Raw genomic sequence first — 26,447 nt, 5'->3', positions numbered from 1 at the left:
AGTGGGGTTTGCCATGCTGGGTCCCGAGAGCGACGGAAGGTATTCCACTCATGAGCGAGTTCGAGACGATCCGGTTCGAGCGGACCGGCAGCATCGCGCGCATCACCCTGAACCGGCCCGAAGCCGCCAATGGCCTCAACCAGGTGGTCGGCCGGGAGTTGGCCACCGCCGCCGGGCTGTGCGCCGACGATCCCACCATCAAGGTCGTAACCCTGACCGGCGCGGGGCGTTTCTTTTCCGCCGGTGGCGATCTGAAGGCCATGGCCGCTGCCAAGGACGACGGTATGGGCGCGTATGTGAAGGCCCTCGCCGATGATCTGCACGAGGCGATGTCGCTATTCGCCCGGATGGACGCCCTGCTCATCGTGGGTGTGAACGGCACCGCCGCCGGTGCGGGCTTCAGTATGGCGGTCGCCGGTGATCTGGTGGTGGCGGCCGAATCCGCGTCCTTCACCATGGCCTACACCCGTGCGGGGCTGAGCCCGGACGGCGGTGCGTCCTACTACCTGCCCCGCCTGATCGGCGTGCGCCGCACTCAGCAGCTCATGCTCGAGAACCGCACGCTGTCGGCCGCCGAAGCGCTCGACTGGGGTCTGTTGCACCGCGTGGTCCCGGACGCGGAACTCGCCGCCACGGTGGATGAACTCGCCGAGCGTTTCGCCGCGGGCCCGAAATCCGCCAACGCCCACGTCAAGAAGCTGCTGCTGGTCACCTACGCGCACACCCTCGAGGAGCAGATGGGCACCGAGGCCACCTTCATCGCCGATTGCGCGGACGGTGCCGACGGCCAGGAGGGCATTGCCGCCTTCCTCGGCAAGCGTTCGCCGAACTTCTCCTGAGGGCCGCACCAACGGGATCCGGCTTCACCGTCTCCGGCGAAGCCGGATCCCGTTGGTGCGAAATAGTTTCGCCGGGCCGAGTGCTATCAGCCGCGGCGCCTCCTGAGGAGTACGAGGGCGATCGCGGCGAGCACGGCAACGCCCACGCCCCCGATCGCGGCGATCATGAGCACGTTGTTCGAGGGTTCGCCCTCGCGTTCGGCCATGGTGACCTCGGATTCACCGGGCGATTTCGAGGTCGGGGACTTGTCATCGCCGAGCACGCCATTGGCGGTCCCCTCCGCGTAGGTCGGCCCGGCCTCCTGATCGCCGGACACGGTGAGGTGCAACCGGATCGGCACCGGCGTATTGCCGCCCTCGGATGCGGTGGAACCCAGTTTGACCGCGATGTAGTACCACCCCGCCAACGCCTGCTTCCGTACCTCGGCTTTATCGGCTTGGCGGTTGTTGTAGCGGATCGGCACCGTCGCCATGGACGGGTCATGGGAGGGCAGCACACCGTCGCGACCGGTGTAAACGAAGGAATCCATATCGATTTCGTGGGCCAGCGGCGAATACAGCGTCGTGGTGATGTTCGAGGTGACATCGGTGCCGCGTTCGCCATTGGCCTCGAAGTGCACTCGATATGCCAGACCCTGACCCCAGTTCAGCCGGACCCGGTAGAAGACGTATTCGCCCGGCCGCAGAGTATCGGTGTAGCGGCCGGAATCATCGAGAGTGGTTGCGACATTGAAGGATCCGCCGCCGGTAACCGGTGTCGGGTCTCCGGTCGGTTCGACGAACTCGGTCGTCGGAAGTACCGCGACAGGACCGGGATCGGTTGTGGCGGACTCGATTCCGACGAGCAGCTCGAGCGGCAGCCGTTCGGGCACACCGTCGGAGATTTTGTCCCATGTCAGTGCGAAGTAATACCGGCCAGCGCCGGTGCAGTACTTGCTCGTACCGCCCTGACTCTTACTTACCTTGGTCGCACCGTCCCAGGTCTTACTGATTGTCAGCGTGACGCCGTCGCTGGACCGCGATGCCTGTTCGTGTTCCGCCGCGCGGCAGTCCTGACCGTCCTTGCCATAGACCCTCAAGTCGAACCGGTTGAAGTCGTCGACGGACGAGATATTCGCCAATCGCGGGAACGAGACAATGCCGGTGAAGTACGCCGTAGCGTCCAACGGGACGTCGACCGCGTAGTACCGGGTCTCCCGCTGTCCGATGCTGTCCAGGTACTGGCCCGGTGCCGCAACGGGTGCCTCGTGGTAATTCGCGGTTCCGGTGATCGGGCTGCCGGTCGCCTCGTACTTCCGCAGTGCGGCGGTACTGACCTTCGGCAGAATCCGTTCCAGCGCAGGACCGTCCACCGCATCGCTATAGGTGCCGCCTGTGGTTTTCGCGACACAGTCGAGTTGGGTGCGCGCCTTGTCGTCAACAGCGAAGCCGATGGTGTGTACCACCAGGTCGAGGCCCTGCTGCTTCAATTCCCGTGCCACATCACAGGGTTCGGGCGGCGAACAGGTGTCGTCACCATCGGAGACGAGCACGATGGAGCGCGCGCCGGAATCCGGCAGGGATTGTGCGACCTGGCGCAGCGCCGTACCCATGGGTGTCCAGCCTCTGGGCTGGATTCCGTCGACGGCGGTGTTCAGTGCGGTCCGGTCGATGGTCTCGGCCCGGCGCAGAATGCTCACATCCTGACAACCGGCGGCCTTCTCGGCCTCGGTATTGCCGGTACTGGTGCCGTACGTGGCCAGGCCCACCTGGGCCGCATCGGGCGCGGAGCCGACAAATGAGCGCACGGCGTTCTTGGCGGCGTCCATCATGGTGCCCGCCGGGTCCGGCCGCTGCATCGATCCGGAGGCGTCCAGTATGAGCATGGTGGGCGCGTACTGCGCATCGGGCTGTGCGGATGCGGATGATGTGGTCAGCCCCAGGGCTATCAGACCGATCGCGAATCCCGCGATGATCCTGGTGAAGTTCGGCATGGTCCTCCCCCGAAGGCTTCGGTAGTTCGTTTGCCGGGGCGAGGCTACCTGGGAGATCAGCATCGTGCGGGACGGGCGCTGCGGCTTATGCTCGATCGCATGGCTTTCTGGGCGATGGTGGCACGCGAATCCGATAGCGGTATCGAGCTGGTCCGGGAGGAGGTCGACCAGGATTTCCTGGCCCCGGGCACGGTGATGATCAAGGTGCACTACTCGGGTGCGAACTACAAGGACGCGCTGGCGATTACGCCGCGCGGCGGGGTGGTGCGGGAGTACCCGATCATTCCCGGTATCGACCTGACCGGTGAGGTGGCCGTATCCGAGGACCCGGCCTTCGCACCCGGCGATCTGGTGGTAGCGCACGGCTATGACATCGGCGTCGCGCATCACGGCGGGTTCGCGGAGTACGCCCGGGTTCCGGCGGAATGGGTGGTGAAACTGGAGGGGCTCACGCCGCGCGAGGCCGCCGCCCTCGGCACCGCCGGTTTCACCGCCGCCATGAGCGTGCAGGCCCTGCTGGACCGCGGCGTCACCCCGGATTCCGGCCCGGTACTGGTGACGGGTGCGACCGGCGGCGTCGGCAGTGTGGCGGTGGATATGCTCGCCGGACTCGGTTTCGAGGTGGTGGCGTCCACCGGTAAGCCCGACGCCGCCGAGCTGCTCGATACCCTCGGTGCGAATTCGGTCATCGGCCGCCTGCCCGAGGATCCGGACGCCAAGATCCGGCCGCTCGGCAAGGCGCTGTGGGCCGGTGCGGTCGACAGTGTCGGCGGCCGCTCGCTCGCCTACATCCTCAGCAGTATCAAATACGGTGGTGCGGTGGCGGTCAGCGGTCTCACCGGCGGCCCCGAACTTCCCACCACCGTCATGCCTTTCATTTTGCGCGGCGTCTCGCTGCTGGGTATCGACTCGGCGCACATGCCCATCGCGGCCCGGCGCGAACTCTGGGCACGCATGTCGAAAGACCTGAAGCCGCAACACCTTTCGATTATCGAGAACTACGCTCCGATTACGGACTCGCCTGCGGTCCTGGCGTCGATCCTGGAGGGCACCCACTCCGGTCGAACGGTCTTCGGGGTTGCCGCAGAGTTCTGAGCGCTGCACTAGTCCGAACGGCTCTTTGGGAGAGCCTCTTGGACTTCAGGGGTATCCGATCGGACCGTCATTGCATCCGATCGGATATCTAGAAGTTCTATTTGGACCTGTTCCTGAAATGTCTTGCTGTAGGGGCTAACTCAGGGCCGGCGGCCCAGATATACCGTCGCGGCACTGAGCAGGAAGATGTCGTCACGAGCGCCGACATAGGTGTCCGCCGCAGGATCGAGCAGTGCCCGCACCGCGTCACGGTCGGTTCCGGAGAGGTCCTCGTCCATACGTTCGCTCAGCGCTGTCAGCCATTCCACGACCGCTTCGCGCACCGCCGGTGCGGCGGGCGCCGGATGGTCGATGAGCGCACTGAATGCCGTCACGTCCGCGAGCCCCGCCTTCGACAGCGCGGCCCCCCAGCCGTACGGCATTCGCTGCGCGCCCGGCATTTCGGCCCGCATCCGCGCGAACCAGAGGTCACGGGCGGCAATGAGTCGATCCTGCAATCCGGGTTCCCCGACGCCGGTATCCCACGGCAGGTACCGCGTGGCCAGCCCACCCTCGGACAGTGCGAGCAGCCCACCGCTGTTTACCAAGCGGGCCAGCCGATCCACCCCGGCCTGCTCATCGGGCAGATGGTGCACCACCCGGGAGGCCCACACCAGATCCGCCTCCGGCACCTGCTTCAGCAGCTCATCGGAAGCCGCGTCGACACACACCTTCTCGACAATGACCGACTCCCCCGTGACCCCGCCTCCGAGCGCCTCGGCCACGGCCTCCCCCGCCGCATCCAATAGCTCCGGCACCGCATCGACCAGGACGATCCGCCCACCCCCACGTCCCGCCAGGGTTCGCGCGAACGCCGCCGCCTGCCCACCCGCGCCGGATCCGATATCCACAATCGTCGCCCCACCGGCCAATCCCCCGCCCAGCCGTTCCGCGATCCCGGCATTGGCCTCGGCCGCCACGGCATCCTCCCGCCGCAGATACCCGATCCGCGTCGACCAGTCGATCCCGTCATGCGTATGCCCATGCTCACCATGGGAATGTCCGTGTCCGCCGTGTCGGTGTTCATGCGTGTGTGAGCCCATACCCACGACGCTAGCCACTGCTCCCCCCACGGCAACTTTCTTTGCCGTTTCCGCAACATCGCGTCGTTCTTCACCTGCGCGCTTCTTCGGGTTGCAGGTGGGCGAGCAGGAGCTTGATCAGCAGGATCGGGGGCATCCAGACCAGGGCGGTGGGGGTATCCAATGGGAACAGCAGGGCGAGGGTTACCCAGGCGAAGGCGATGGGACGGCGTAGTGCGGCTGGGGTGCTGAGGATGGTGACCGCGCCCGCGAGGGCCAGCAGGTACACGGCTGCCGCGCTGCACCAAGGGAATTCGGGGACGACGAGCGCGAGTATGAACGGTTGCACGTGGATCGCGACGAAACCCAGGTGGTGCCAATGGGTGCGGCCCGCCCGGTGGAAGTGGCGTTTGGCGGAGGCGGTGGAATTGACGACCGCGCCGCCACACAGATCGAAGGCGATAACCGCGATCACGATGACGGCCAGCAGGGAGAGATCCGCGTGGACCGCGAGGGCGGTGCTCCCGGCGGCCCCGAGCGCGGCGGTGGTGTAGCAGATGAGCTGTTCGCCGCGGCTGGCTCCGGGGGCGATGAGAAGGTCGCCGATGCTTCGGGTGGTCATGCTCGCTCCCGCAGGCCGTCGATGCAGATATCCAGGATTGGTTGTGCCAGTTCGGCTATCGGGACCTCGGGATCGACCAGCCATTGCAGGAGCACGCCCTCGATGACACCGACGATTACTGTCGCGTGCGCTTCACTCAGATCGGGGCGGATCTCCTCGAGCAGGCGGGAGATGGTGCCGCGGTGCTCGCGGTACACATCCTTCATGAAATCGGTGGCCCAGAGGTCGAGCAGGATGCGGGCGTGGTCGGGGGCCGACGCCAGTACCGCCAGGGTCCCGCGCACCAGGTCGGCGAATCGGTCCAGTGGTGGGGCATCGCCTGCGAGGGCCTGCCGAACCACCGCCTGTGAGTCGGCGCTGTACTGCTCGAACGCCGCGCCCAGCAAGGCATCTCGACTGTCGAAGTACAGATAGACGCTGCCCTTGGCGATACCGGCTTCGGCGGCGACATCGTCGATTCGTGAGCTGGCGAAGCCCTTTCGCGCGAAAACCCGCACCGCCGCGTCGAGGATTTCCTGTCGCCGCGCGATCTTGTCGACCCGTTTGGGAGACATCTGCACTCCTATTATGACTGACTGTTCAGTCATAATAACCACGGCAGGTGACGGCTCGAGGCCCAATTGATGAAGGCGTCGAAAAGTGCAGGGGCGCGGTGCCGTATCGGCACCGCGCCCCCTGGTGATCGGATGGTTCAGGCGGCAGCCGGTTCGGTGTCGTCGGCGAACTGCGTGCGGTACAGCTCCGAGTAGCGCCCACCGACCGCGAGCAATTGGGTGTGGGTTCCGCGTTCCACTATGCGGCCGTGTTCGAGCACCACGATCTGATCGGCATTGCGGATGGTCGAAAGCCGGTGTGCGATAACCAGGGCCGTCCGTCCTTCGAGGGCTTCGGCCAGGGCCTCCTGTACCGCTGCCTCGGAGGTGGAGTCGAGGGAAGCGGTGGCCTCGTCCAGGATTACCACCCGCGGCTGCTTGAGCAGCAGGCGGGCAATGGTCAGGCGCTGACGTTCACCGCCGGACAACCGGTAGCCACGCTCACCGACCACCGTGTCGAGGCCATCGGAGAGTGAGTTCACCAGATCGCGTAACCGGGCACGGTCCAACGCATCCCACAGTTCGGCTTCGGTCGCCTCCGGTCGAGCCAGCAGTAGATTCGCGCGGATCGTGGTGTGGAAGAGGTGACCGTCCTGGGTGACCAGACCGACCGTATCCCGAATCGAGGTGGTGGTCAGCTCGCGCACATCGGCCCCGTTCAACCGCACCGCACCGCCGTCCACGTCGTAGAGCCGCGAAACGAGTTGGGCGATAGTGGATTTACCCGCGCCGGAGGATCCGACCAGGGCGATCAATTGACCGGGCTCGGCGCGCAGTGACACCTTGTGCAGGACCTCGACCCCGCCCCGGGTATCCAGCGTCGCGACATCTTCGAGCGAGGCCAGCGACACCTTATCGGCGGACGGGTACCCGAAGGTGACCTCGTCCAACTCCACCGCGACCGGGCCGTCGGGCACCGCGACCGCGCCTGGCGCGTCCTCGATCAGTGGCTTCAGATCGAGTACCTCGAATACCCGCTCGAAGCTCACCAGCGCGGACATGATCTCCATCCGAGCGCTCGCCAGCGCCGTCAGCGGTGAGTACAGCCGCGCCAGCAGCAGTGAAAGTGCCACCACCGCACCGGCATCCAGCTGTCCACGCAGCGCGTACCAACCGCCCAGGCCGTAGACCAGCGCCAACGCCAGCGCCGACACCAGGGTCAGCGAGGTGACGAATACCGTCTGCAACATGGCGGTGCGCACGCCGATATCGCGCACCCGCCGCGCCCGCAGCTCGAATTCGCTGGACTCCTGCTGCGGCCGGCCGAACAGCTTCACCAATGTCGCGCCCGGTGCCGAGAACCGTTCGGTCATCTGAGTGCTCATGGCCGCATTGAGCCCGGCCGCCTCACGCTGCAGATCGGCCAGCCGGTCCCCCATGCGTCGTGCCGGAATCACGAAGACCGGCAACAGCACCAGCGCGAGCAAGGTGATCTGCCACGAAATCCCGATCATCACCGCGAGGGTGAGAGCCAGGGTGACCAGATTGGTCACCACCCCGGACAGGGTATCGCTGAAGGCGCGCTGTGCCCCGATCACATCGCTGTTCAATCGGCTGACCAGCGCACCGGTCCGCGTCCGGGTGAAGAAGGCCACCGGCATCTTCTGCACATGATCGAACACCGAGGTTCGCAGGTCGAGGATCAACCCCTCGCCGATCCGCGACGACAACCAGCGGATAATCACACCGAGCGCGGCATCGACAATGGCGAGCAGGCCGATGGCCAGCGCGAGCAGGATGACGACGCGGGGCGCGGAGCCACCGACAATGTCATTGACCACCCGGCCCGCGAGCACCGGTGTGGCGACACCCAGCACCGCGGCCACCACGCTGAGTAGCAGGAACGCGGTAATCCGTCGCCGGTGCGGTGCGGCGAACCGCAGAATCCGCTTGGCTGTGGCCAGCCGGAACGGACGCTCCTCCTCGGGCGCGTTCATCCGCCGGTACATCTGGCTGTAGGCCACCGATTCGATACTCACGTCATTACTCCCTGTCACTCCCCGCCCATGAAACTCCGTGCCACCGACACTAGAACCTCAATAAAGGTTGAGGGCAAACCCATCCGGCTACGCTACGGGCGAAATGTGATCAGCCCCCTGGCAAATCCCGCTATCGATCATGACCGTCGGTAGGATTCTCGGTGTGACCGAGAAGCTCAGCATCACCATGCCCGACCGGGTGGCAGCGGCAGCTCGGGCCGCCGCCGCGGCAGCCGGGAAACCACTGTCCACCTGGATCGCCGAAACCATCGACCGGGTGACCTACGCCGATGCCCGGCGCAATGATGTGGCACTGATCGAGCAACAGAAAATATTGGGTGAGGACTGGGCCGTGGGGCAGGCCGCGGCCTTCAAGGCCGCCCGTCCCGGAGTGTGTGGGTGACCGCTCAGCGGGGGCAGATCATCCTCACGCAGGCGGCCACCGTAATGCCCGGCGGCACCATGTTCCTGGTCGTCTCCGGCGAAAACTACAACCACGACCAACCCGGTCTGCGCCTCGTCGTCCAGGTGGTCGGTCCGCAATTACGCCCTGCCGCAGGCGCTTACCTCTACGACCTCGGCACCATCGGCACCGCCGTGCTGGTCGCACCGACCACGCTGCCGAGCGACTGGCTCACCGGTGAACCGATGGGCGAAGTCGATTCGGACACCATGGACGACATCGCCACCCGCATCGCGCGTTTGTACCTGTGAGGTCGGACCGCCCCCTGCGACCCGGCTGTTGCGCCCGCCACCTCGGTAGGTCCTCCTCGTTCTCCCGGCATGTCCTCGCCTCGTCATCCCGGCATGTTTTTGGCCGGGATCCACACCCAGCCGAGGTGGATTCCGGCCAAAAGCGCGCCGGAATGACGGGGAGTGACGGGCAGGGATGGCGAATGACGGGCTGGTGAGATTGCTCGGGGCGCGATTCCTGCCGGACAGGGACGCCGGTGGTCAATAGGCTGACGGCGTGACCGATTCGCTGGAGCGGGCCTTACGCGGCCGGATAGCAGGTGAGGTCGACGCCGCACCGCGGCGGCTCGCGGAGTACTCCTCGGACGCGTCCAACTACCGGGTGCCGCCCACGGCCGTCGTATTCCCGCGCACCGACGCCGATGTGGCCGCCACCCTCGCTTTCGCACGTGCCGAGGGTCTGCCGCTGACCGCGCGCGGCGGCGGAACCTCGGTGGCGGGCAATGCGATCGGATCCGGCCTGGTACTGGACTTCAGCAGGCATATGAACGCGATCCTCGAAGTCGATCCGACGCGGCACGTGGCGCGCGTACAGCCCGGGGTGGTGCTGGCCGGATTGCAGCGGCGGGCGGGGGCGCACGGGTTGCGATTCGGCCCGGATCCATCCACCCAGAACCGCTGCACCCTGGGCGGCATGATTGGCAACAATGCCTGCGGTCCGCATGCGGTGGCGTGGGGCCGCACCGCCGATACGGTGCGTGAACTGCGAATGCTCGATGGCACCGGCGCGGAGCGGAGGTTAGCGGACAGTCTGTCCGTCGTGCCCGGATTGGCCGAATTCACGCGTGCCAATCTCGCGCTGATTCGCACCGAACTCGGTCGTTTCGACCGACAGGCGTCCGGCTACAGCCTGGAACACCTTGTTCCGGAACGCGGTTCGTCCATCGCGAAGGCACTCGTCGGCACCGAAGGCACCTGCGGACTGCTACTCGAGGCGACCGTCGAGCTGGTGCCCGTACCCACGGCCACCGTTCTGGTGATCCTCGGCTACCCGGATATGCCCACTGCCGCAGACGATATCGCCGCCGTCATGGCGGGCGGGCCGATCGCAGTGGAGGGCATGGATGCCCGCCTGGTCGATGTGGTGCGCGCGCATCGCGGCGCGGTGCCCGAACTACCGCGCGGCGGGGGTTGGCTGTTCGTGGAGTTCGGCGGCGACAGTCCCGGACAGGTGCTGGAGTCGGCGCAGGCGCTGTGCTGTACGGCCGGAGCGCTGGATTCCAGAATTGTCACGAATACCTCCGAGGCGCAGGCACTCTGGCGTATTCGCGCGGATGGCGCGGGCTTGTCTGGCCGCACGCCGGACGGCAATCCGGCCTGGCCGGGATGGGAGGACGCCGCCGTTCCCCCGGAGCACCTCGGTGCCTACCTGCGCGATTTCCAATCCCTCATGCGCGAACACAACCTCGACGGCCTGCTGTACGGCCATATCGGTGACGGCTGTATCCACGTTCGCCTCGACCTACCGATAGCCGATGCACCGCAACGGTTCCGGTCCTTCCTCGAGGATGCCGCCGACCAGGTGGTGCGCTACGGCGGCTCCCTGTCCGGCGAACACGGTGACGGTCGCGCCCGCTCGGAACTGTTGTCGCGCATGTACTCCCCCGAGGCACTGGCGGCCTTTGCCGACTTCAAGGCCCTGTTCGACCCCGAGGAGGTGCTCAACCCGGGTGTCCTGGTCCGTCCCCAACCGGTCGATACCGACCTGCGTGTCGCGGGCCTGCGTCCGATCCCCGCCGCGGACGGCTTCGCCTTCCCCGCCGACGGCGATATCGGTACCGCCGTACATCGTTGCGTGGGCGTCGGAAAGTGCCGTGCCGACAGTAGTGCCGCCGGCGGATTCATGTGCCCGTCCTACCTCGCCACCGCCGATGAGAAGGACAGCACCCGCGGTCGTGCCCGCGTCCTACAGGAGGTGGTGCGCGGAGCCCTCGATTGGCGCTCGGATGCCGTCGCCGAATCCCTGGATCTGTGCCTGTCCTGCAAGGCATGTCATTCGGACTGCCCGGCGGGCGTGGATATGGCCACCTACAAGGCCGAGGCGCTGCACCGTCGCTACCGGGGCCGACTTCGCCCGCTGGACCATTACGTCCTCGGCCGCCTGCCACAGTGGCTCGCCGCCGCGACTCGTCTCCCCCGCGCCGCCAACGCCATCGCCGGTCTCGGACCGCTCCGACGAATAGGGCTGCGTGCCAGCGGAAGTGACCCGCGCCGCCCAATCCCGACCCTCGCGGACAGGAGCTTCCGACGTGGCTGGTCGCAGCGCAGCACGCCGACAACGGCCGATCCCGGTGTGCTGCTGTGGATAGATACCTTCACCGATGCGTTCGACCCCGAAATCGCCACGGCGGCGGTCGAGTTGATCGAATCACTCGGACACCGGGTGCGAATTCCGGACCGCCGGGTGTGCTGCGGCCTGACCTGGATCAGCACCGGCCAGCTAGATGGAGCCCGAAAGCGCTTGCGCGCCACCGTGGAAGCACTCGCGGACCATGTGCGCGCCGGGGGAGTGGTGGTCGGACTCGAGCCCTCCTGTACGGCGGCCCTGCGTGACGATCTACCCCGCCTCCTGCCCGAGGACGACCGGTCCACCCGGGTGGCCGGTGCCGTGCGGACACTCGCGGAATTCCTGACCGAGCAACCGGATTGGCAACCACCGGACCGCAGCGGATGGACGGTACTGGTGCAGCCGCACTGCCATCAGCACGCCGTCATGGGATTCGCCGCGGACCGGAGAATTCTGGAGAAAACCGGCGCGACGGTTACCGAGATTGCTGGTTGCTGTGGACTTGCTGGAAACTTCGGCATGCAGCGCGGGCATTACGACATATCGGTGGCAGTCGCCGAGAACGGCCTACTGCCCGCGCTGCGGGCGGCAGGCCCGGACACGGTATTCCTGGCGGACGGTTTCTCCTGCCGCACCCAGGCCGACCAGCTGGCCGGTTACACCGGCCGCCACCTCGCCCAGTTCCTACTGGGCCCGTAGGGCTCAGCTGCCGGACGGCAGGGTGCCCGGGGGGATCTGGTAGCCCGAGCTACCGGCGAATACGCTGCCCCACGCCCCGAGCAGCACATTGATCAGATCGGTGATCATTCGAATCCCCATTCTCGTCGGATGCCATTCGATTGCCCATCAGGACAGAAGCATCGGACGGGATATCGAGGAATTCGATATCGGTGTTAGCCGAGGGGCCTGTGGCCCGGCTCACTTGCCGCTGGGATACCGGACGCGAGGCGGGCAACCATGGCGCACAATGGCCCGGTGACATCAGCGACGACGGCGACCGCCCAGGCGCGCACCGTGCGGTCCGCCCGTCCGCTCGATCTCGCCGCCACCGTCAGTCCGCTGCGTCGTGGTTCCGGTGACCCCTGCCATCGCATTACCCGCGACGGTGCGCACTGGCACGCCTCCCGCATGCCGAGCGGTCCGGTCACCTACCGCCTCACCCAGGCCGACCGCCACGCGGTAGCGGCGCAGGCGTGGGGGAGTGGCGCGGCGGAATTCCTCGACCGCCTCCCCGTCATGCTGTGCCTGGATGAGGACCTCACCGATTTCGCCCCGGAGCACCCCAAAATCGCCGAGGCCCATCGGCTCAATCCCGGTCTGCGCATGCTGCGCACCGGCCTGGTCTTCGAGGCCGTGGTCCCGGCCATCCTGGAGCAGAAGGTGCACACCGTCACCGCCCAGGCTTCCTGGCGGAAACTGGTGTGGCGCTATGGAACTCCCGCACCCGGTCCGGCTCCCGATGGCCTGCGCCTGCCTCCGGACGCCGAAACCTGGCGCTATATCCCGTCGTGGGTCTACCACCGCGCCAATGTCGGCCCGCAGCGCTCGAAAACCATTGTGCTGGCGGCCCGAATGGCAGCGAAGCTGGAGGAGGCCGCACACCTGGACCATGCCACGGCCGCGAAACGCCTGTGCGCGGTCCCCGGTATCGGCGTGTGGACAGCCGCCGAAATCGCCCAGCGCGCCCTCGGCGACCCGGATGCCCTGTCCGTGGGCGACTTCCACCTCGCCGCCACCGTCGGCTGGACCCTGCTGGGCCGCCCCATCGACGACGACGCCATGGTCGAGTACCTGGAACCCCTGCGCCCGCACCGCTATCGAGCCGTCCGGCTGCTCGGCCTCGCGGGATTCGCGCGTAAACCGAAGTTCGGCCCCCGCACCCCGTACACCGACCACAGCCGCATCTGAGCCATTCGATCCGCCGACCGACGAGTGCGTTCAACGCGCCGCCGGTGGGACAGCACCACCACGATCGGCAGCAGCAGAAGACAGCCCACGCCGCCGTACTCGGCCACTGTCCAATCCGGCCCGTGCAGCTCGAAGAGCTGTCGCAGCACGAAATACGGATAGGCCAGGTGCGCGAACTGCTCCACCTCGATGGCCCCGATGGCCGCCAGATCATCGACCGAGGCGGTCCGGAGGGTTTGTAGCGGTCCGGACGGGTCCACAACGCCCCCTTACCGAGCTCGAATACGTAGTGTCGCCCACCCTCTCGTCATCCCGACATACTTTTGGCCGGAATCCACCGCTGATGCGTAGTGGATCCCGGACAAAAGCACGCCGGGATGACAGGGGTCGGCGACACCGACCAGTGAGAAACGCGACCATTGAGAAACGCGACAACTGATCTCGTAACCATTGGGGTAACTCGTCGGGTACGCCCAGAATCGGCTCGGCTCCCAACCGCCGGCACGCGTGCATAACGGTCAACGGCTCCCGGCCGCGCGCTGAAGTCTCGGGGAGGCGGGGGAGCGGGACAGTGGATCCGGTTCGGCTCGCCCTTTCGGCGGTCGGGGCGAGCCGAACCGGCACCGCCCTTCAGTGTCCTGAAAGCCGGTGAGTCTGTGGGTTATTCGTGTGGGTACTGGTGGACTGGCGGAGAAGGAACCACACCAGTCGGTACATGAACCGGTCGTAGCGGTCCGGTCCGGGTGGGCATTTACGATTACGGCAGGGCGCGCTCATCGAGTACACACCGCCCCTCTTCGACCAGGGTGGCGCGGGCCCGCCGCCGCACCCGGCAGGTGTCGACCGTACAGTCCAGATGCAGCTGCATGGCGGCATGCGCCTGCTCGGTGCTCAGGATGCCCGGTTCGACCCGGCAGCGCATTAGTCCGGCCACATGCATATTCAAGGAAGTCAGCTGCATTACGCCACTCCCGCCGCACGTCCCCTCCGATAGTGCGGCGGTTGATGACCGTCTCGGGTTTCCCAACCATTAGCGGGAAGAGCGGTGTGGACGCGATATTGAGTGATGCCTTCAGCCATGACTCCTCGTTCCTGCGCGTGAATCCTGTCCCTGCGTGCGAGTTTTGAAGCGTGCCCGGAGGTTTCAGTCAAGGAAGGGGCCGAGGTGCTGTCCGCTCCGGGCACATTTTCAGCACACCATGAGCAGCCGATCGGCGTAGCGGTTTCCGAGATTCATTCGGAAAAACGCGCGAATTCCCAGCACCGAATCCGGTTGGGGGAGCAGGATTGTCCAAAGTGGACGAATCCCCGTGGGCGATTGATTTGTGCGTACGGGCGGGAGCCGGTGTGCTGCAAGATCTCCAGCGTTTAGGTAACCCCCCGCGCCCACACTGTGAACGGAGCGCGCTGTGCCTGTCGTTTCCGCCAATTCCTCGAGCGCCGCCTCGACCCTGCCACGCCGCCAATTGGGCCGCTATCTGCGGGACTGGCGCTCCCAGGCAGGTTTGACCATCGCGGAGGCCGCCAAACTCATGGAGTGGGGCGCCAGCACCCTGCAGCGCCTCGAGAAGGGCAATGCCGACCGCATACGCACCATCGATGTCCACGAACTGTGCCGCATCTACGGCATACCCGATGACATTGCCGAGGGACTGAAGGGTTTGGCCCAGCAGGCCGCCGTCAAGAGCTGGTGGCATTCCTACGGCGATCTCATTCCGGAGAATTTCGATGTGTACGTGGGATTGGAGGCATCCGCCCAGCAGCTTTCCTGCTACCAGTCCGAACTGGTACCCGGACTGCTGCAAACCGCCGACTACGCCCGTGCCCTCAATCTGCTCGGCTACCCGGACGATACCGAGGCCGAGTTGGCCCGCCGGGTGCAGTTGCGGATGCAGCGCCAGGCGATGATCACCCGGCGTCACCATCCCGCCAGCGTCGCAATGGTGTTGCACGAATCGGTATTGCACCGGTCGGTGGGAGGTGCCAAGGTGATGGCGGCGCAGGTGCGGCACCTGGCGGAGCTGAGCACGCGCGAAAATGTCGCTTTGCGCATTCTGCCCTTCACAGCCGGTGTCCCCCTGGGGCTTTCGACCGGTCCGTTCGTGATTCTCGAGTTCGGGACCGACGGCAGGGGGCAGCCGGTGGAGCCGCCGGTCGTCTACGTGGAGGGCTTCACCGGAGATCTGTATCTCGAGAGGCAAGCCGACGTACAGCGCTATCGCCGGGCACAGGAGTGTCTCGAGGGCTGCGCGTTGGACATTCAATCCAGCAGAAACCTGCTGCGACAGGTGGCGAAGGAGTATTCGGCATGAGTATGGAGGATCTGTCCCGGGCGCACTGGTTCAAGAGCAGTCGCAGTGGCGCGGGTAAGGAGTGTGTAGAGGTCGCGTTCCTACCGAGCGGCGGAGTCGGCGTGCGGGACAGCAAGAACCCTGGTGGCCCGGCGCTGATCTTCGCCGACCAGGACTGGGCGAACTTCACCGCGGGTATCGGTGCCGGCACGTTCGAGGACTGAGCGCGTGGCGGCGGGCGGGCAACCCGTCGCCATCGCGAGATCACCCGGCGTACACGAGATCACGCGAGTATCACAAGATCACAAAATGGCACCCGTTCGGCAACGAAAGTATGTTTGCCAGCGCTAAGTACGGGTAACCAAGAATGCGTGGACCGAGGGCTCAGAAATTCCCATCCCCGGTACCGCAAATTGCTTCCCGACGATTGGGTGGAACGCCTGATCGTTGTAATGCTCTTCGCGGTATCGACTGTAGGCGTATTTGTATTGACCGGGGCATTCGTGCCCGCACTGGCTGTCGGACTGCTGGTGGGGGCCGTGGCCATCGGCGTGGTCGAAGTGCTGTGACCAGGTTCGTCGAACAGCCCGCAGCGCCGACCTGGTTTCGGCCGGAATCCCCTGGGATTCCGGCCGAAAGCGCGCCGGATGTGGTCCGCTACCTGCGGAAGAGCTTGTTGCCCAACCAGACCAGCGGATCGTAGCTGCGATCCACCACCCGCTCCTTGAGCGGGATCAGCGCATTGTCGGTGATCTTGATGTGCTCGGGGCACACCTCGGTGCAGCACTTGGTGATATTGCAGAGACCGAGTCCGGCCTCCTCCTGTGCGAGTTCGCGTCGATCCCCCACATCCAGCGGATGCATTTCCAATTCGGCTATACGCATCAGGTATCGCGGGCCGGAGAAGGACACCTTGTTCTCTTCGTGATCGCGCACCACATGACAGGTGTCCTGACAGAGGAAGCACTCGATGCACTTGCGGAATTCCTGCGACCGTTCGATATCGGCCTGTTGCATCCGATACTGCCCCGGTTTGAGATCAACGGGCGGTGTGAAGGACGGGATTTCGCGCGCCTTCTCGTAGTTGAACGACACATCGCAGACCAGGTCCCGAATCACCGGGAAGGTGCGCATGGGCGTCACCGTCACCACGTCTTCCTCGGTGAAGGTCGACATGCGGGTCATACACAGCAGTCGCGGCCGCCCGTTCACCTCCGCCGAGCACGAACCGCACTTGCCCGCCTTGCAGTTCCAGCGCACCGCCAGATCCGGAGCCTGGGTGGCCTGGAGACGGTGGATGATGTCGAGCACCACCTCGCCCTCGTTCACCTGCACGGTGTAGTCCCGCAGTTCACCGCTCTCCGGGTCGCCGCGCCAGACCTTGAACTTCGCCTCGTAACCCATGGCTATTCGGCCTTCCCTTCCGCCGTCTGCGCGGCCTCGCCCGGTGTCGACGCGAGTTCGCTGGAGCTGTAGTACTTTTCGAGCTCGGCCGGATCGAACAGGCTCATGAGCTCGCTCGGCATGGGCTGTTGTTCCTCCGGAGTCACCGTCACCGACGGCACCGTGAATCCGACCTCATCCGCGTCGACCCGGCACACCAGCAGTTTGTTCCGCCAGGTCGGATCCATTCCGGGATGATCGTCGCGGGTATGGCCGCCCCGGCTCTCGGTGCGCAGCATGGCCGCCTGCGCCACACATTCACTGATCAGCAACATATTTCGCAGATCGATGGCCAGATGCCAGCCCGGGTTGAACTGTCGATGACCCTCCACGGTGACGTCGTCGTAGCGGTCGCGCAATTCCGAGAGGCGCTCGATGGCCTGCTTCAGCTCGTGTTCCTTGCGGATGATGCCGACCAGGTCGTGCATGAGATTCTGCAGATCGGTATGCAGCGAGTACGGGTTCTCGCCGGGTCCGGTGACCGGTGGATCGAACGGCACCAGAGCGGCTTTCGTGGCCGCCGCGATATCGGCGTCGGCGATCTCGGGACGCTGCGCCAGCCCCTCGACATAGGTGGCCGCGCCCATGCCGGCCCGACGGCCGAAGACCAGCAGATCCGACAGCGAATTGCCGCCGAGGCGGTTCGAGCCGTGCATACCGCCGGAACACTCACCCGCCGCGAACAATCCGGGCACGGTGGCCGCACCGGTGTCGGGCTCCACCTCGATACCACCCATGACGTAATGGCAGGTGGGCCCAACTTCCATGGGCTCCTTGGTGATATCCACATCGGCCAGTTCCTTGAACTGGTGGTGCATGGACGGCAGCCGCTTCACGATCTCGGCGGCGGGCATCCGGGAGGCGATATCGAGATACACGCCGCCATTCGGAGTTCCGCGACCCGCCTTGACCTCTTCATTGATGGCGCGCGCCACCTCGTCACGGGGGAGTAGGTCCGGGGTGCGGCGCGCGGAGTCGTTGTCCTTCAACCACTGGTCCGCCTCCTCGATGCTCTCGGCGTACTGGCCCTTGAACACCGCGGGGATGTAGTCGAACATGAACCGCTTGCCCTCGGAGTTCTTGAGCACGCCGCCGTCACCGCGCACGCCCTCGGTGACCAGAATGCCCTTCACACTGGGCGGCCAGACCATGCCGGTCGGATGGAACTGCAGGAACTCCATATTGATGAGCGAGGCCCCCGCGCGCAGGGCGAGCGCATGCCCGTCACCGGTGTACTCCCAGGAGTTCGAGGTCACCTTGTAGGACTTGCCGATACCGCCGGTGGCCAGTACGACCGCGGGGGTTTCGAAGAGGATGAAGTTGCCCGATTCGCGCCAGTAGCCGAACGCGCCCGAGATGCGATCCCCGTCCTTGAGCAGTTCGGTAATGGCGCATTCGGCGAACACCTTGATGCGCGCCTCGTAGTTACCGGTCTCCGCGAAATCCTCCTGCTGTAGCGAGACGATCTTCTGCTGCATGGTGCGGATGAGTTCGAGCCCGGTGCGGTCGCCGACATGCGCGAGGCGCGGGTAGGTATGGCCGCCGAAGTTGCGCTGGCTGATGCGACCGTCTTTGGTGCGGTCGAACAGCGCACCGTAGGTTTCCAGCTCCCACACCCGGTCCGGGGCCTCTTGCGCATGGAGTTCGGCCATACGCCAGTTATTGAGGAACTTGCCGCCACGCATGGTGTCTTTGAAATGGGTTTGCCAGTTGTCCTTTTCATTGGCATTACCCATGGCGGCGGCGCATCCGCCCTCGGCCATGACGGTGTGCGCCTTGCCGAACAGCGATTTGCACACCACCGCCACCGAGTGCCCGTGCTCGCGCGCTTCGATGACGGCGCGCAGGCCCGCGCCGCCCGCACCGATCACGACGACGTCGTACTTGTGCCGTTCGACTTCAGGCATAGGACCGAATACTCCTGGGAAGCTGGGGGATTGGATGTCAGCCGATGAAGCGCAGATCGGAGATGGTCCCGCTCGCGACCAGCATGACGTAGAAGTCGGTCAGCATGAGTGTTCCGAGCGTGATCCACGCCAGCTGCATATGCCGGGTGTTCAGCTTGGACACCAGGGTCCACAACCGATACCGCACCGGGTTCGCGGAGAAGTGCTTGAGCCGCCCACCCGCGATATGACGGCAGGAGTGGCACGAGAGTGTGTACCCCCACAGCATGACCACGTTGGCCGTGATGATCACGGTGCCCAGGCCGATGCCGAAACCGCTGGGGGATTGGTACGTGAGGATCGCATCGTAGGTATTGATGAGCGTCACGATGACCGCCGCGTAGAAGAAGTAGCGGTGCGCGTTCTGGATAATCAGCGGAAGTCGGGTCTCGCCGGTGTATTTGGTGTGTGGTTCGGCGACGGCGCAGGCCGGGGGCGAGAACCACACCGACCGGTAGTAGGCCTTGCGGTAGTAGTAGCAGGTGAGCCGGAACAACAGCAGGACCGGCAGCACCAGGAAGCCGAGCGGAATCCACATCGGCAGTTCGCCCACCGGGGTGCCGAAGTGTGCGGAACCGGGTACGCACACCGTGCTCAGGCAGGGTGAATAGAACGGCGTCAGATAGTTGTAGTCGTCGACCCAATACGCGGTCCGCACAAAGGCTCTGACGGTCGCGTAAATAATGAAAACGCTGAAGCCGAGCACTGTTATCAGTGGTGGCAACCACCAGCGATCGGTGCGCAGCGTACGGGCGGCAATGGCCGCGCGGCCCTTGCTGAAGACTCCGGTCGTCCCTTTGTCAGGGGCGCTGGTCGGTGCGGCGCTCACTGCTGGATGCCTCGCTGATCTACCCCGTGGAACGTCATCGTTACCTCCGGCATCGGATGTGATGCCCAGCACCTTACGACAGGAGCGCTATCACTCGAGCGTGGTCCAGTGAATAAAGACCCGCCCCCTGACCCGTGATTTGCGCCACATTTCCAAGATCGATCCCGGGTTGGTCGCGGTGGTGAACAGACCGCAACCCTCACGAACATGGCTCGAGCTCAGTGCGATTCATTGGACGCCGGTCGGAAACGAGATGTGCTCCCCGGTATTCGGCACTCCCGTCGTCACACGGCAGCAACACTTCTGTGATGCCCTTTCCTCGAGATCGACATTCCACTGCTTCGAGCAGGCAGGGGGAGGAGCGGGGATATGAGGAGAGCCGCGATCGTCATGCCGATGCGCACACCGGTCGGCTTACCCGAAGGCGCATTGGCGGCGGTAGCGCCCCACCGTCTACTGGCCACGGCCCTAACCGCCGTCATCGGCCGCTCCGGCATCGACCCGCACCGGATTGAACACCTGGTCACCGCAGTCCCGACCCCGCACACCGCGCGCGCCGCCGCCGAGATTGCCGGATTGCTGCCCGCCGTCGGTGAATTCCCCGTCGACAGCGGCCCCGGCAGCGGTATGCGTGCCCTGATCACCGCCGCCATGATGGTGCAGACCGGTCAGGCCGACGTGGTGGTCGCGATTGGTGCCGAATATCCCTGGGGCACAGCGGAATCGCCTAGATCGGACAATGCGGACCTCGGGGCGCAGTGTCCCAGCGGTCTACGCCTGGCCGGGGCCGGTGCCGCCGCGGCGGTGCGTTCTCCCGGGCCGGTGCGTGCGGCGCTCGAGCGCATCGAAGATCTTGCGGTACGGCACGAGATCACCCGGGCGGAAGCCGATGAGTTCGCGGCGGTCAGTCATCGCCGCGCGGCCCGCGCGCGCCGACAGGGTGTTTTCGGAGCCGAGGTAGCGCCCGTGGTGGTTTGCGCGGACCCCGACGATATGAATTCGGGCGTAGTGCAGTTGGTGGACCGGGACGAGGGCTTGCGTGACGATGTCTCACCACGCGCCTTCGCCACCCTCGTGCCGCTACTTCCCGGCGGCGTGATCACCGCCGCCAATAGCAGCTCGCGCACCTTCGCCGCCTCCGCCTGCCTCGTGGTAGCCGAGGAACGATTGGCCGACCTCGGGCTCGAATCCATGGGCTACCTGGTCGGCTGGGCCACCGCCGATGCCGCCGAACCCGATGGCGCACAACCCACCTCCACCGCGGCGGCCGCGAAAGTACTGGCCCGCACTGAACTCGACATTCACGACCTGGATCTGGTGGAGGTGGACGAAACCGACGCCGTGGAAGTCCTGGCGCTGCACCGCTGGTGGGGTGACTGGGATCCGGAAGGTGATCGCCTCAATGTGCACGGAGGCGCGATAGCCCTGGGCGACCCGGGCGGTGCGGCGGCCCTGCGCATGGTCACCACCCTGCTGCACGAACTGACCCGCCGTGAAGGCGGTCGCGGCCTCGCTGTCACCTCTTCCGGCCCCTCGCAATCCCTGGCCGCGGTCTTCGAATCCGCGAACGGCCGTCCGGTGGCACCAACTCCCAGGGGAGCGCGCTTCCACGGCGCGCGCACCCGCCGCTCCGGCCGCCATCGCGCCTGAGATGGGGTGGTGCGGTATGTCTCAGCGTGCGCCCCGCAGCACCCGGCAACTCGCATCGACGACACGGCGAGTCAGATCCGGGTCCAAGCCGTCGAACCGTTCACCCACATGGGTGCGTGGTAACCAGAGCAGCCGGTCGGCGAGGGCTACGCCGAATGGCGTCTCAACAGCAGTACCGAAAGGTGTTGCGCGATATCGGGTTCCGGTTTCGATCTCGACGACTACCACCGTCGGGCCACCCGCGTCGTTGTACGCGTCGCTGGACACGATCAGGTACAACTCGCGCTCATCGGTCAGTGGGGAGGGGTCGGAGATATAGATATCGCCCTGTCTCACGCGGCCCCGCTGGAACGTGTCCGCTTCCAGTGGGCGAGGCCCTTGCGAATGGCGACCGACTTCTCTGCGAGGCGACCGGCATCGTTGGACTCGGCCGCTGTCACCATGGCTGCGTGATCCGTGAACTCCTGGCGTAGCAGCTCGGCTTCGATCGCCCTGGTGACGAAGGCGGTGACCGTAATGCCCTCACGCTGCGCGATCTGCTTGGCCGCGTCGACGAGATCGTCGGGCAGGCGCATGTTCACGGGCTTCGTCATGTACCCCACGATACGGCCGAGCTTTACGCCTGTATAGCGAATGTGCTTTACGCGTCCGCCGCGGCGGACGCGTAAAGGAAATCCGGCGCTACGTGGTGCGGGGGCGGGAGTGGAAGCCGAGGCCCTCGTCCTGCGCGCCCATCCAGGCGGCCTCGTCGGACTTGGAGTCCGGGACGTAGATAACCTCGCGCCCGCCCCGGGTGGCGACCTCCGGGGGTGGGGCCTGCTCGAACTCGTCGGCATCGATGGCGAGGCGTTCGAGGTCGTTCTCCAGGCGACGCACCGAGCCGGCGTCCCCGTAGTGGGAACGCAGAGCGTTGACGCACTGCCGGAGCTGGCCGACCGCGTAGCTGAGTTCCGCAATTTCGCTGCGTGTCATCGAAACCTCCTCGAGCCGTGTGACAGACCACACATCGTGATCTACAACACAGTACGGCAAGGTTGGCGATCTGGCTCGTCGCGGAGGGAAAAGGGCAGCTCAGCGGGAGATGCTCCGGGAGCGTCGCCCCCGTTTCACCCCGCGACCGCGTACTCCGGCCCGAATTCCGGACCACGCCCGTGCACCGCCGCCGCCGACCGGCCGACCAGGCCGACAATGGCCGCCGCGACCTCCTCGGCGCGCTCCAGAATCACGCTGTGTCCCGCGCCGTCGAGCCGGACCAGTTCGGCATTCTCGAGCTGGGAGGCCAGCACGACCGAGTGCGCGAACGGGACCACGATGTCGGCGGAGCCCGCCAGTACCAAGGTGGGGATTGCGCCGAGGCGATGCAGCGTGGCGGTTTCGTCGAAGCGAATGAGCGAATCCAGGAAGCTGGACATGGTCAGCAGTGGGGTCTCGTTGAGGATGGTGGTGGCTACCGCCAGCACCCGCGGGCTGACCTTGCGGGTGCCGAGTGCGGCATCGCGCATCATGGGCTCGAAAATGCGGCGGCTCAGGTGTTTCGACGCCTGCATGACGCGGGGGGCGCGGCGCACGGCGACCTGGAGCGAGGTGACCGCGGGTCCGCTCAGGAAACGGCCCAGCCCGACCCGGGTGACACCGTTGGCGGCACCGGCGATGAGGCCGACACCGACAATGCGGGTTCCGATGGTCTCGGGGAACAGCCGCGCGTAGGCGAGCATCACCATGGCGCCCATCGAATGTCCGACCAGCACAATGGGTCCCACGGGTGCGATGGTGCGCAGGACGGCATCGAGATCATGCGCCAGCTGGTCGATGGTGTAGGTGCGCGGATGGGCCACGCCCGAATCCCCGTGTCCCCGATGGTCATAGAAGACCAGGTGGTTCTCGTCGCCCCAATATCGCATCAGATGTTCGCGCAGCAATACCCAGGATTCGGTACGCAGGCAGTGGCCGTGGACGAACACGATGGTGACCGGTGCGTCGGCCGCGCCGAACTCGCGGACCGCGATGGGGGTGCCATCGTCGGCGGAAACCGTGGTGTGGTGGCCGTCGTAGTCGGCGGCGGGGCGAGGGAGAAAGGACATGACGGCTCCTTGGGAGAGTTCGCCTTTTGCCCGGTTGTCGATAGATATAGCCGCCGCGTTAACTACCTACACCAGGCGTTATGCACAAGTTGTCCAACTGACGCACATGATCGATACGACGCGAACTCCCCCGCCTCCCCGAGACTTCAGCGCGGACCCGAGAGCCGTCGACCGTTTCGCACGCGTGCCGCCGGTTGGGAGCCAATCCAATTCTGGGCGTACCCGGCGAGTTACCCCGATCCTTACGAAATCAGTTGTCTGCGAACGACCACGAGCGGCGAATCTCGCCTAATCTAGATAAATCTAGGAGAATCGCTAGATAGGCTGAGATTCTTGTGACCCCCTCGGTTACGACAAAAATCTGCCCCTATCTAGGGTCAGAGCTAGATAGGGGCAGATTGGCCTGAACGCGAGCGCTCAGGCCCTTTCCGGTTCGGCGTCCGGAGTCTCTACTTGGCCGCGGAAGCCCTGGTGGAGGGCAGGAACGGCCGCAGCAGGTTCTGCTCTGTCGACGGCCCCAGCTGCCATTCGGAGATCCACGGCCCGGTGCCCTCACTGGGATCCAGCGCGCCGTCCTCCAGCCAGCGATAGCGCCCGTCGAGCAGCCCGCGGGTGATATCGGTATCGGCGTCATCGGTGTTGTCCCACAGCGCGTCGAACAGGCGCTGAATCCGCAGCCGGGACTGGCGGCAGAAGACATCGGCCAGTTCCTGTGCGGCCTCGCCCTCCGGTCCGCCCTTCAGCACCTCCGACTGCGCCCGCACACAGGCCGCCGACATGGCGAACAGTTCCGCCCCGATATCGACAATCCGACCCAGGAACCCCTGCTTGTATTCGAGTTTCGCCTGCCAGCGCGCCATGCCGTACATGAGCGCGCGCGCCTGCTTGCGGGCCATCCGCTCCACGTAGCGCATATGCCTCGCCAGCGGACCGAATTCGCCGAAGGTAGCGGGTACGGTGCCCGCGCCCACCGTCAGCTGCGGGAACCACTTGGCATAGAACCCACTCGCACCGACCGCGGCCTTCGCCTTCGCCTTCATCTCGGCATTGCGATCGACCAGCGCTCCGGCCGCCGACATATGCGCATCGGCCATCTCCCGGGCGACGAGCAGTCGCATGATCTCGCTGGAGCCTTCGAAGATGCGGTTGATGCGCAGATCGCGCACCAATTGCTCCGCGCCGACCGCACGTTCACCGCGCGCCCGTAGCGACGCCGCGGTCTCGTATCCGCGACCGCCGCGAATCTGCACCAGTTCATCGGCAATGGTGCAGCTCATCTCCGACGCCCACAGTTTCGCCAGCGCCGCCTCTATCCGAATGTCATTGCGGTCCTCGTCGCACATGGTGGCGGAGAGATCCAGTACCGCCTCCAGCGCGAAAGTCGTCGCGGCGATGAAGGACAGTTTGGCCCCGACCGCCGCGTGCTCACCGACCGGCCGCCCCCACTGCACGCGGGTGCCGGACCATTCGCGACCGATCTTCAACGCCCACTTGGCCGCCGCCGTACACATGGCCGGAATGGCGAGTCGGCCCGCGTTCAGGGTGGTGAGCGCGATCTTCAACCCATCGCCCTCCCGCCCGACCAGATTCTCCTTGGGTACCCGCACATTGTGCAGTCGGGTGACACCGTTCTCGATTCCGCGCAGACCCATGAACGAATTGCGCCGCTCCACGGTGATTCCCGGGCTGTCGGCCTCCACGATGAAGGCCGAGATCCCGCCGCGATGGCCCGCGCTCCTGGGCACCCGCGCCATGACCACCAGCAGTTCGGCGACCACGCCATTGGTGGTCCACAGCTTCACGCCATTGACCTCGTAGGCTTCGCCGTCGGGTGTCGGGACGGCGGTGGAGGCCATCCGCGCCGGATCGGAACCGACATCGGGTTCGGTGAGCAGGAAGGCGCTCACGGCCCCGGCGGCGCAGCGCGGCAAGAACTCTCGCTTCTGCTCGGGTGTACCCGCGAGCTTCAACGGTTCCGGCACGCCGATGGACTGATGCGCCGACAGCAGTACGCCGAGGCTGGGATGCGCGGAGCCGACCAGCATGAGCGCCCTGTTGTACCCGACCTGCGTGAGACCCTGCCCGCCGTGGGATTCGGGGATCTTCAGGCCGAAGCAGCCGAGCTCCGCCAGCCCCCGGACATATTCGTCGGGTATGCGGCCCTCGGCCTCGATTCGGTTGCCGTCGATGGTTTCGCAGAAGGCGCGCAGTCGTGTCAGATACGCGTCCATTTTCGCCGTGTCCTCGACGCTGGGCCGGGGGAACGGGTGGATCAGGTCAAGCCGGAAGCGGCCGAGAAACATCTCCTTCGCGAACGAGGGCTTGGCCCAGGTGGTTTCGCGGGATTCTTCGACGAGTTGTCGGGCTTGTTCCTCGGTGGCGTCGACTTTGGCGGTAGTCGCCATGATGTCCTCCTCGACCGTGATCGGAATCACATTCGAGTGTAGGAGCGTTTGTTACCCACCGGTAGATCTGTTGCCGGTCTGAAATGCGTTATTGTGCAATGATCTTGAATAAGCGGCAATTTCGTAGCTAATTGGTCAAGTCGTATTTCATGTACACATCCGCCCGGTCGTAGGGGCTCGGTGGCAGCTCCTCCGGCGGCACATGGACGAATCCCACCGACTCGTACAGGTGCACGGCATTGGTCAATTTCGTACTGCTGGCCAAGATCAGGGATGTCGCGCCCAGGGTGCGGGCATGGTCGATGGCCGCCGCCAGTACGAGGCGGCCGATGCCGCGACCGCGATAGCGCGGCGACACAGCCATTTTCGAGATCTCGTAGACCCCGTGCCCCTCGGGAACTACCGCGCCGCAACCGATGAACTCATGACCGTCGCGGGCGATCAGTACCTGCCCGCCCTTGGCGATGATCTCGCGCTCCGGATTGTCGAGCAGTACGGAGTCGGCGGGTTCGAGGGTGAAGATGGCGCGGATCCACTCCTCGTTGAGCTCCTTGAAGGCTCGCGCGTGCGCGGCGGTGGTCATCGGTTCGATGACGATGGAGTCGATGGATTGCGTTTGCTGAGGCACCGGACCAGCATGGCCGGAGCAGAACCATAACGTCCAATACTTGATAGCTGCGATTGATACGCTC

The 26,447-nt window shown here is 65.5% G+C and carries 25 protein-coding genes; 10 read left to right on the top strand and 15 right to left on the bottom strand.

What is annotated here, in order from left to right:
• The first annotated feature begins 50 nt into the window (after positions 1-50).
• Positions 51-839, top strand: coding sequence for an enoyl-CoA hydratase/isomerase family protein (locus NU1_RS00980; protein WP_067516334.1), 789 nt, complete (start codon positions 51-53; stop codon positions 837-839).
• Positions 840-925: 86 nt separating this feature from the next.
• Here the strand turns inward: NU1_RS00980 and NU1_RS00975 are convergent, their stop codons facing one another.
• Positions 926-2,812, bottom strand: coding sequence for a vWA domain-containing protein (locus tag NU1_RS00975; RefSeq protein ID WP_157551917.1), 1,887 nt, complete (start codon positions 2,810-2,812; stop codon positions 926-928).
• A gap of 99 nt (positions 2,813-2,911) precedes the next feature.
• Here NU1_RS00975 and NU1_RS00970 point away from each other — a divergent pair, with 99 nt between their 5' ends.
• Positions 2,912-3,907, top strand: a complete 996-nt coding sequence (locus tag NU1_RS00970) for an oxidoreductase (RefSeq protein ID WP_067516358.1) — start codon at positions 2,912-2,914, stop codon at positions 3,905-3,907.
• 140 nt (positions 3,908-4,047) lie between these two features.
• Here NU1_RS00970 and NU1_RS00965 read toward each other — a convergent pair whose 3' ends face one another.
• From NU1_RS00965 to NU1_RS00950, 4 genes are all read right to left on the bottom strand, one after another.
• On the bottom strand, positions 4,048-4,989 hold the full coding sequence (locus NU1_RS00965) for a class I SAM-dependent methyltransferase (RefSeq protein ID WP_067516332.1): 942 nt from the start codon (positions 4,987-4,989) through the stop codon (positions 4,048-4,050).
• A gap of 70 nt (positions 4,990-5,059) precedes the next feature.
• Positions 5,060-5,590, bottom strand: coding sequence for a hypothetical protein (locus NU1_RS00960; RefSeq protein WP_067516330.1), 531 nt, complete (start codon positions 5,588-5,590; stop codon positions 5,060-5,062).
• On the bottom strand, positions 5,587-6,144 hold the full coding sequence (locus NU1_RS00955; RefSeq protein ID WP_067516328.1) for a TetR/AcrR family transcriptional regulator: 558 nt from the start codon (positions 6,142-6,144) through the stop codon (positions 5,587-5,589). The genes NU1_RS00960 and NU1_RS00955 overlap by 4 nt, the downstream gene beginning before the upstream one ends.
• A gap of 137 nt (positions 6,145-6,281) precedes the next feature.
• Positions 6,282-8,132, bottom strand: coding sequence for an ABC transporter ATP-binding protein (locus NU1_RS00950; protein ID WP_371859747.1), 1,851 nt, complete (start codon positions 8,130-8,132; stop codon positions 6,282-6,284).
• Between the two features lie 193 nt (positions 8,133-8,325).
• Between NU1_RS00950 and NU1_RS00945 the strand changes: the two genes are divergently transcribed.
• The 4 genes from NU1_RS00945 (at position 8,326) to NU1_RS00930 (ending at position 13,110) form a co-directional block, all read left to right on the top strand.
• Positions 8,326-8,565 carry a hypothetical protein gene (locus NU1_RS00945; RefSeq protein WP_157551916.1) on the top strand — a complete coding sequence of 80 codons (240 nt, stop codon included), beginning with the start codon at positions 8,326-8,328 and terminating at the stop codon, positions 8,563-8,565.
• The gene (locus NU1_RS00940) at positions 8,562-8,876 is read left to right on the top strand and encodes a hypothetical protein (RefSeq protein ID WP_157551915.1); all 315 of its coding nucleotides are present in this window, start codon (positions 8,562-8,564) and stop codon (positions 8,874-8,876) included. Before NU1_RS00945 ends, NU1_RS00940 begins: the two co-directional genes overlap by 4 nt.
• Before the next feature lie 256 nt (positions 8,877-9,132).
• A complete protein-coding gene (locus tag NU1_RS00935; protein ID WP_067516319.1) occupies positions 9,133-11,901 on the top strand; it encodes an FAD-binding and (Fe-S)-binding domain-containing protein in 2,769 nt (922 codons plus the stop codon).
• A 258-nt stretch (positions 11,902-12,159) separates the two neighbouring features.
• Positions 12,160-13,110 (top strand): DNA-3-methyladenine glycosylase family protein, encoded by a 951-nt coding sequence (locus tag NU1_RS00930; protein WP_067516317.1) that lies wholly within the window; start codon positions 12,160-12,162, stop codon positions 13,108-13,110.
• Positions 13,111-13,867: 757 nt separating this feature from the next.
• Here NU1_RS00930 and NU1_RS00920 read toward each other — a convergent pair.
• Positions 13,868-14,071, bottom strand: coding sequence for a hypothetical protein (locus NU1_RS00920; protein ID WP_067516313.1), 204 nt, complete (start codon positions 14,069-14,071; stop codon positions 13,868-13,870).
• A 448-nt stretch (positions 14,072-14,519) separates the two neighbouring features.
• On the opposite strand from NU1_RS00920, the gene NU1_RS00915 reads away from it, so the two are divergent.
• From NU1_RS00915 to NU1_RS00905, 3 genes are all read left to right on the top strand, one after another.
• On the top strand, positions 14,520-15,422 hold the full coding sequence (locus tag NU1_RS00915; protein ID WP_067516311.1) for a helix-turn-helix domain-containing protein: 903 nt from the start codon (positions 14,520-14,522) through the stop codon (positions 15,420-15,422).
• Positions 15,419-15,625 carry a DUF397 domain-containing protein gene (locus NU1_RS00910; RefSeq protein ID WP_067516309.1) on the top strand — a complete coding sequence of 69 codons (207 nt, stop codon included), beginning with the start codon at positions 15,419-15,421 and terminating at the stop codon, positions 15,623-15,625. The genes NU1_RS00915 and NU1_RS00910 overlap by 4 nt, the downstream gene beginning before the upstream one ends.
• Positions 15,626-15,772: 147 nt before the next feature.
• On the top strand, positions 15,773-15,970 hold the full coding sequence (locus NU1_RS00905) for a hypothetical protein (protein ID WP_067516308.1): 198 nt from the start codon (positions 15,773-15,775) through the stop codon (positions 15,968-15,970).
• An 88-nt stretch (positions 15,971-16,058) separates the two neighbouring features.
• Here NU1_RS00905 and NU1_RS00900 read toward each other — a convergent pair whose 3' ends face one another.
• The 3 genes from NU1_RS00900 to sdhC are packed head-to-tail and all read right to left on the bottom strand — an operon-like array spanning position 16,059 to position 19,619.
• On the bottom strand, positions 16,059-16,805 hold the full coding sequence (locus NU1_RS00900; RefSeq protein WP_067516306.1) for a succinate dehydrogenase/fumarate reductase iron-sulfur subunit: 747 nt from the start codon (positions 16,803-16,805) through the stop codon (positions 16,059-16,061).
• 2 nt (positions 16,806-16,807) lie between these two features.
• Complete coding sequence (locus tag NU1_RS00895; protein WP_067516305.1) at positions 16,808-18,751, bottom strand: fumarate reductase/succinate dehydrogenase flavoprotein subunit; 1,944 nt, start codon at positions 18,749-18,751, stop codon at positions 16,808-16,810.
• Positions 18,752-18,788: 37 nt separating this feature from the next.
• Positions 18,789-19,619 (bottom strand): succinate dehydrogenase subunit SdhC, encoded by an 831-nt coding sequence (gene sdhC, locus NU1_RS00890; protein WP_067516303.1) that lies wholly within the window; start codon positions 19,617-19,619, stop codon positions 18,789-18,791.
• Between the two features lie 369 nt (positions 19,620-19,988).
• Here sdhC and NU1_RS00885 point away from each other — a divergent pair, with 369 nt between their 5' ends.
• Positions 19,989-21,269, top strand: coding sequence for a thiolase family protein (locus tag NU1_RS00885; protein ID WP_245719888.1), 1,281 nt, complete (start codon positions 19,989-19,991; stop codon positions 21,267-21,269).
• 21 nt (positions 21,270-21,290) lie between these two features.
• Here the strand turns inward: NU1_RS00885 and NU1_RS00880 are convergent, their stop codons facing one another.
• The 6 genes from NU1_RS00880 to NU1_RS00855 form a co-directional block, all read right to left on the bottom strand.
• A complete protein-coding gene (locus NU1_RS00880; RefSeq protein ID WP_067516299.1) occupies positions 21,291-21,605 on the bottom strand; it encodes a type II toxin-antitoxin system PemK/MazF family toxin in 315 nt (104 codons plus the stop codon).
• Positions 21,602-21,862: a YlcI/YnfO family protein gene (locus NU1_RS00875; RefSeq protein WP_157551914.1), complete on the bottom strand. Its 261-nt coding sequence runs from the start codon at positions 21,860-21,862 to the stop codon at positions 21,602-21,604. Before NU1_RS00875 ends, NU1_RS00880 begins: the two co-directional genes overlap by 4 nt.
• An 88-nt stretch (positions 21,863-21,950) precedes the next feature.
• Positions 21,951-22,241, bottom strand: a complete 291-nt coding sequence (locus NU1_RS00870; RefSeq protein WP_067516356.1) for an Rv0250c family protein — start codon at positions 22,239-22,241, stop codon at positions 21,951-21,953.
• A gap of 134 nt (positions 22,242-22,375) precedes the next feature.
• On the bottom strand, positions 22,376-23,350 hold the full coding sequence (locus NU1_RS00865) for an alpha/beta fold hydrolase (protein WP_067516295.1): 975 nt from the start codon (positions 23,348-23,350) through the stop codon (positions 22,376-22,378).
• Positions 23,351-23,799: 449 nt separating this feature from the next.
• The gene (locus tag NU1_RS00860; protein ID WP_067516354.1) at positions 23,800-25,755 is read right to left on the bottom strand and encodes an acyl-CoA dehydrogenase family protein; all 1,956 of its coding nucleotides are present in this window, start codon (positions 25,753-25,755) and stop codon (positions 23,800-23,802) included.
• Positions 25,756-25,882: 127 nt separating this feature from the next.
• Positions 25,883-26,383 carry a GNAT family N-acetyltransferase gene (locus NU1_RS00855; protein ID WP_212762066.1) on the bottom strand — a complete coding sequence of 167 codons (501 nt, stop codon included), beginning with the start codon at positions 26,381-26,383 and terminating at the stop codon, positions 25,883-25,885.
• Positions 26,384-26,447 lie beyond the last annotated feature (64 nt).

Source organism: Nocardia uniformis NBRC 13702, assembly GCF_001613345.1.
Classification (GTDB): domain Bacteria; phylum Actinomycetota; class Actinomycetes; order Mycobacteriales; family Mycobacteriaceae; genus Nocardia; species Nocardia uniformis.
The sequence above is the reverse complement of the archived record's forward strand: the minus strand, read 5'-3'. Positions and strand labels throughout refer to the sequence as shown.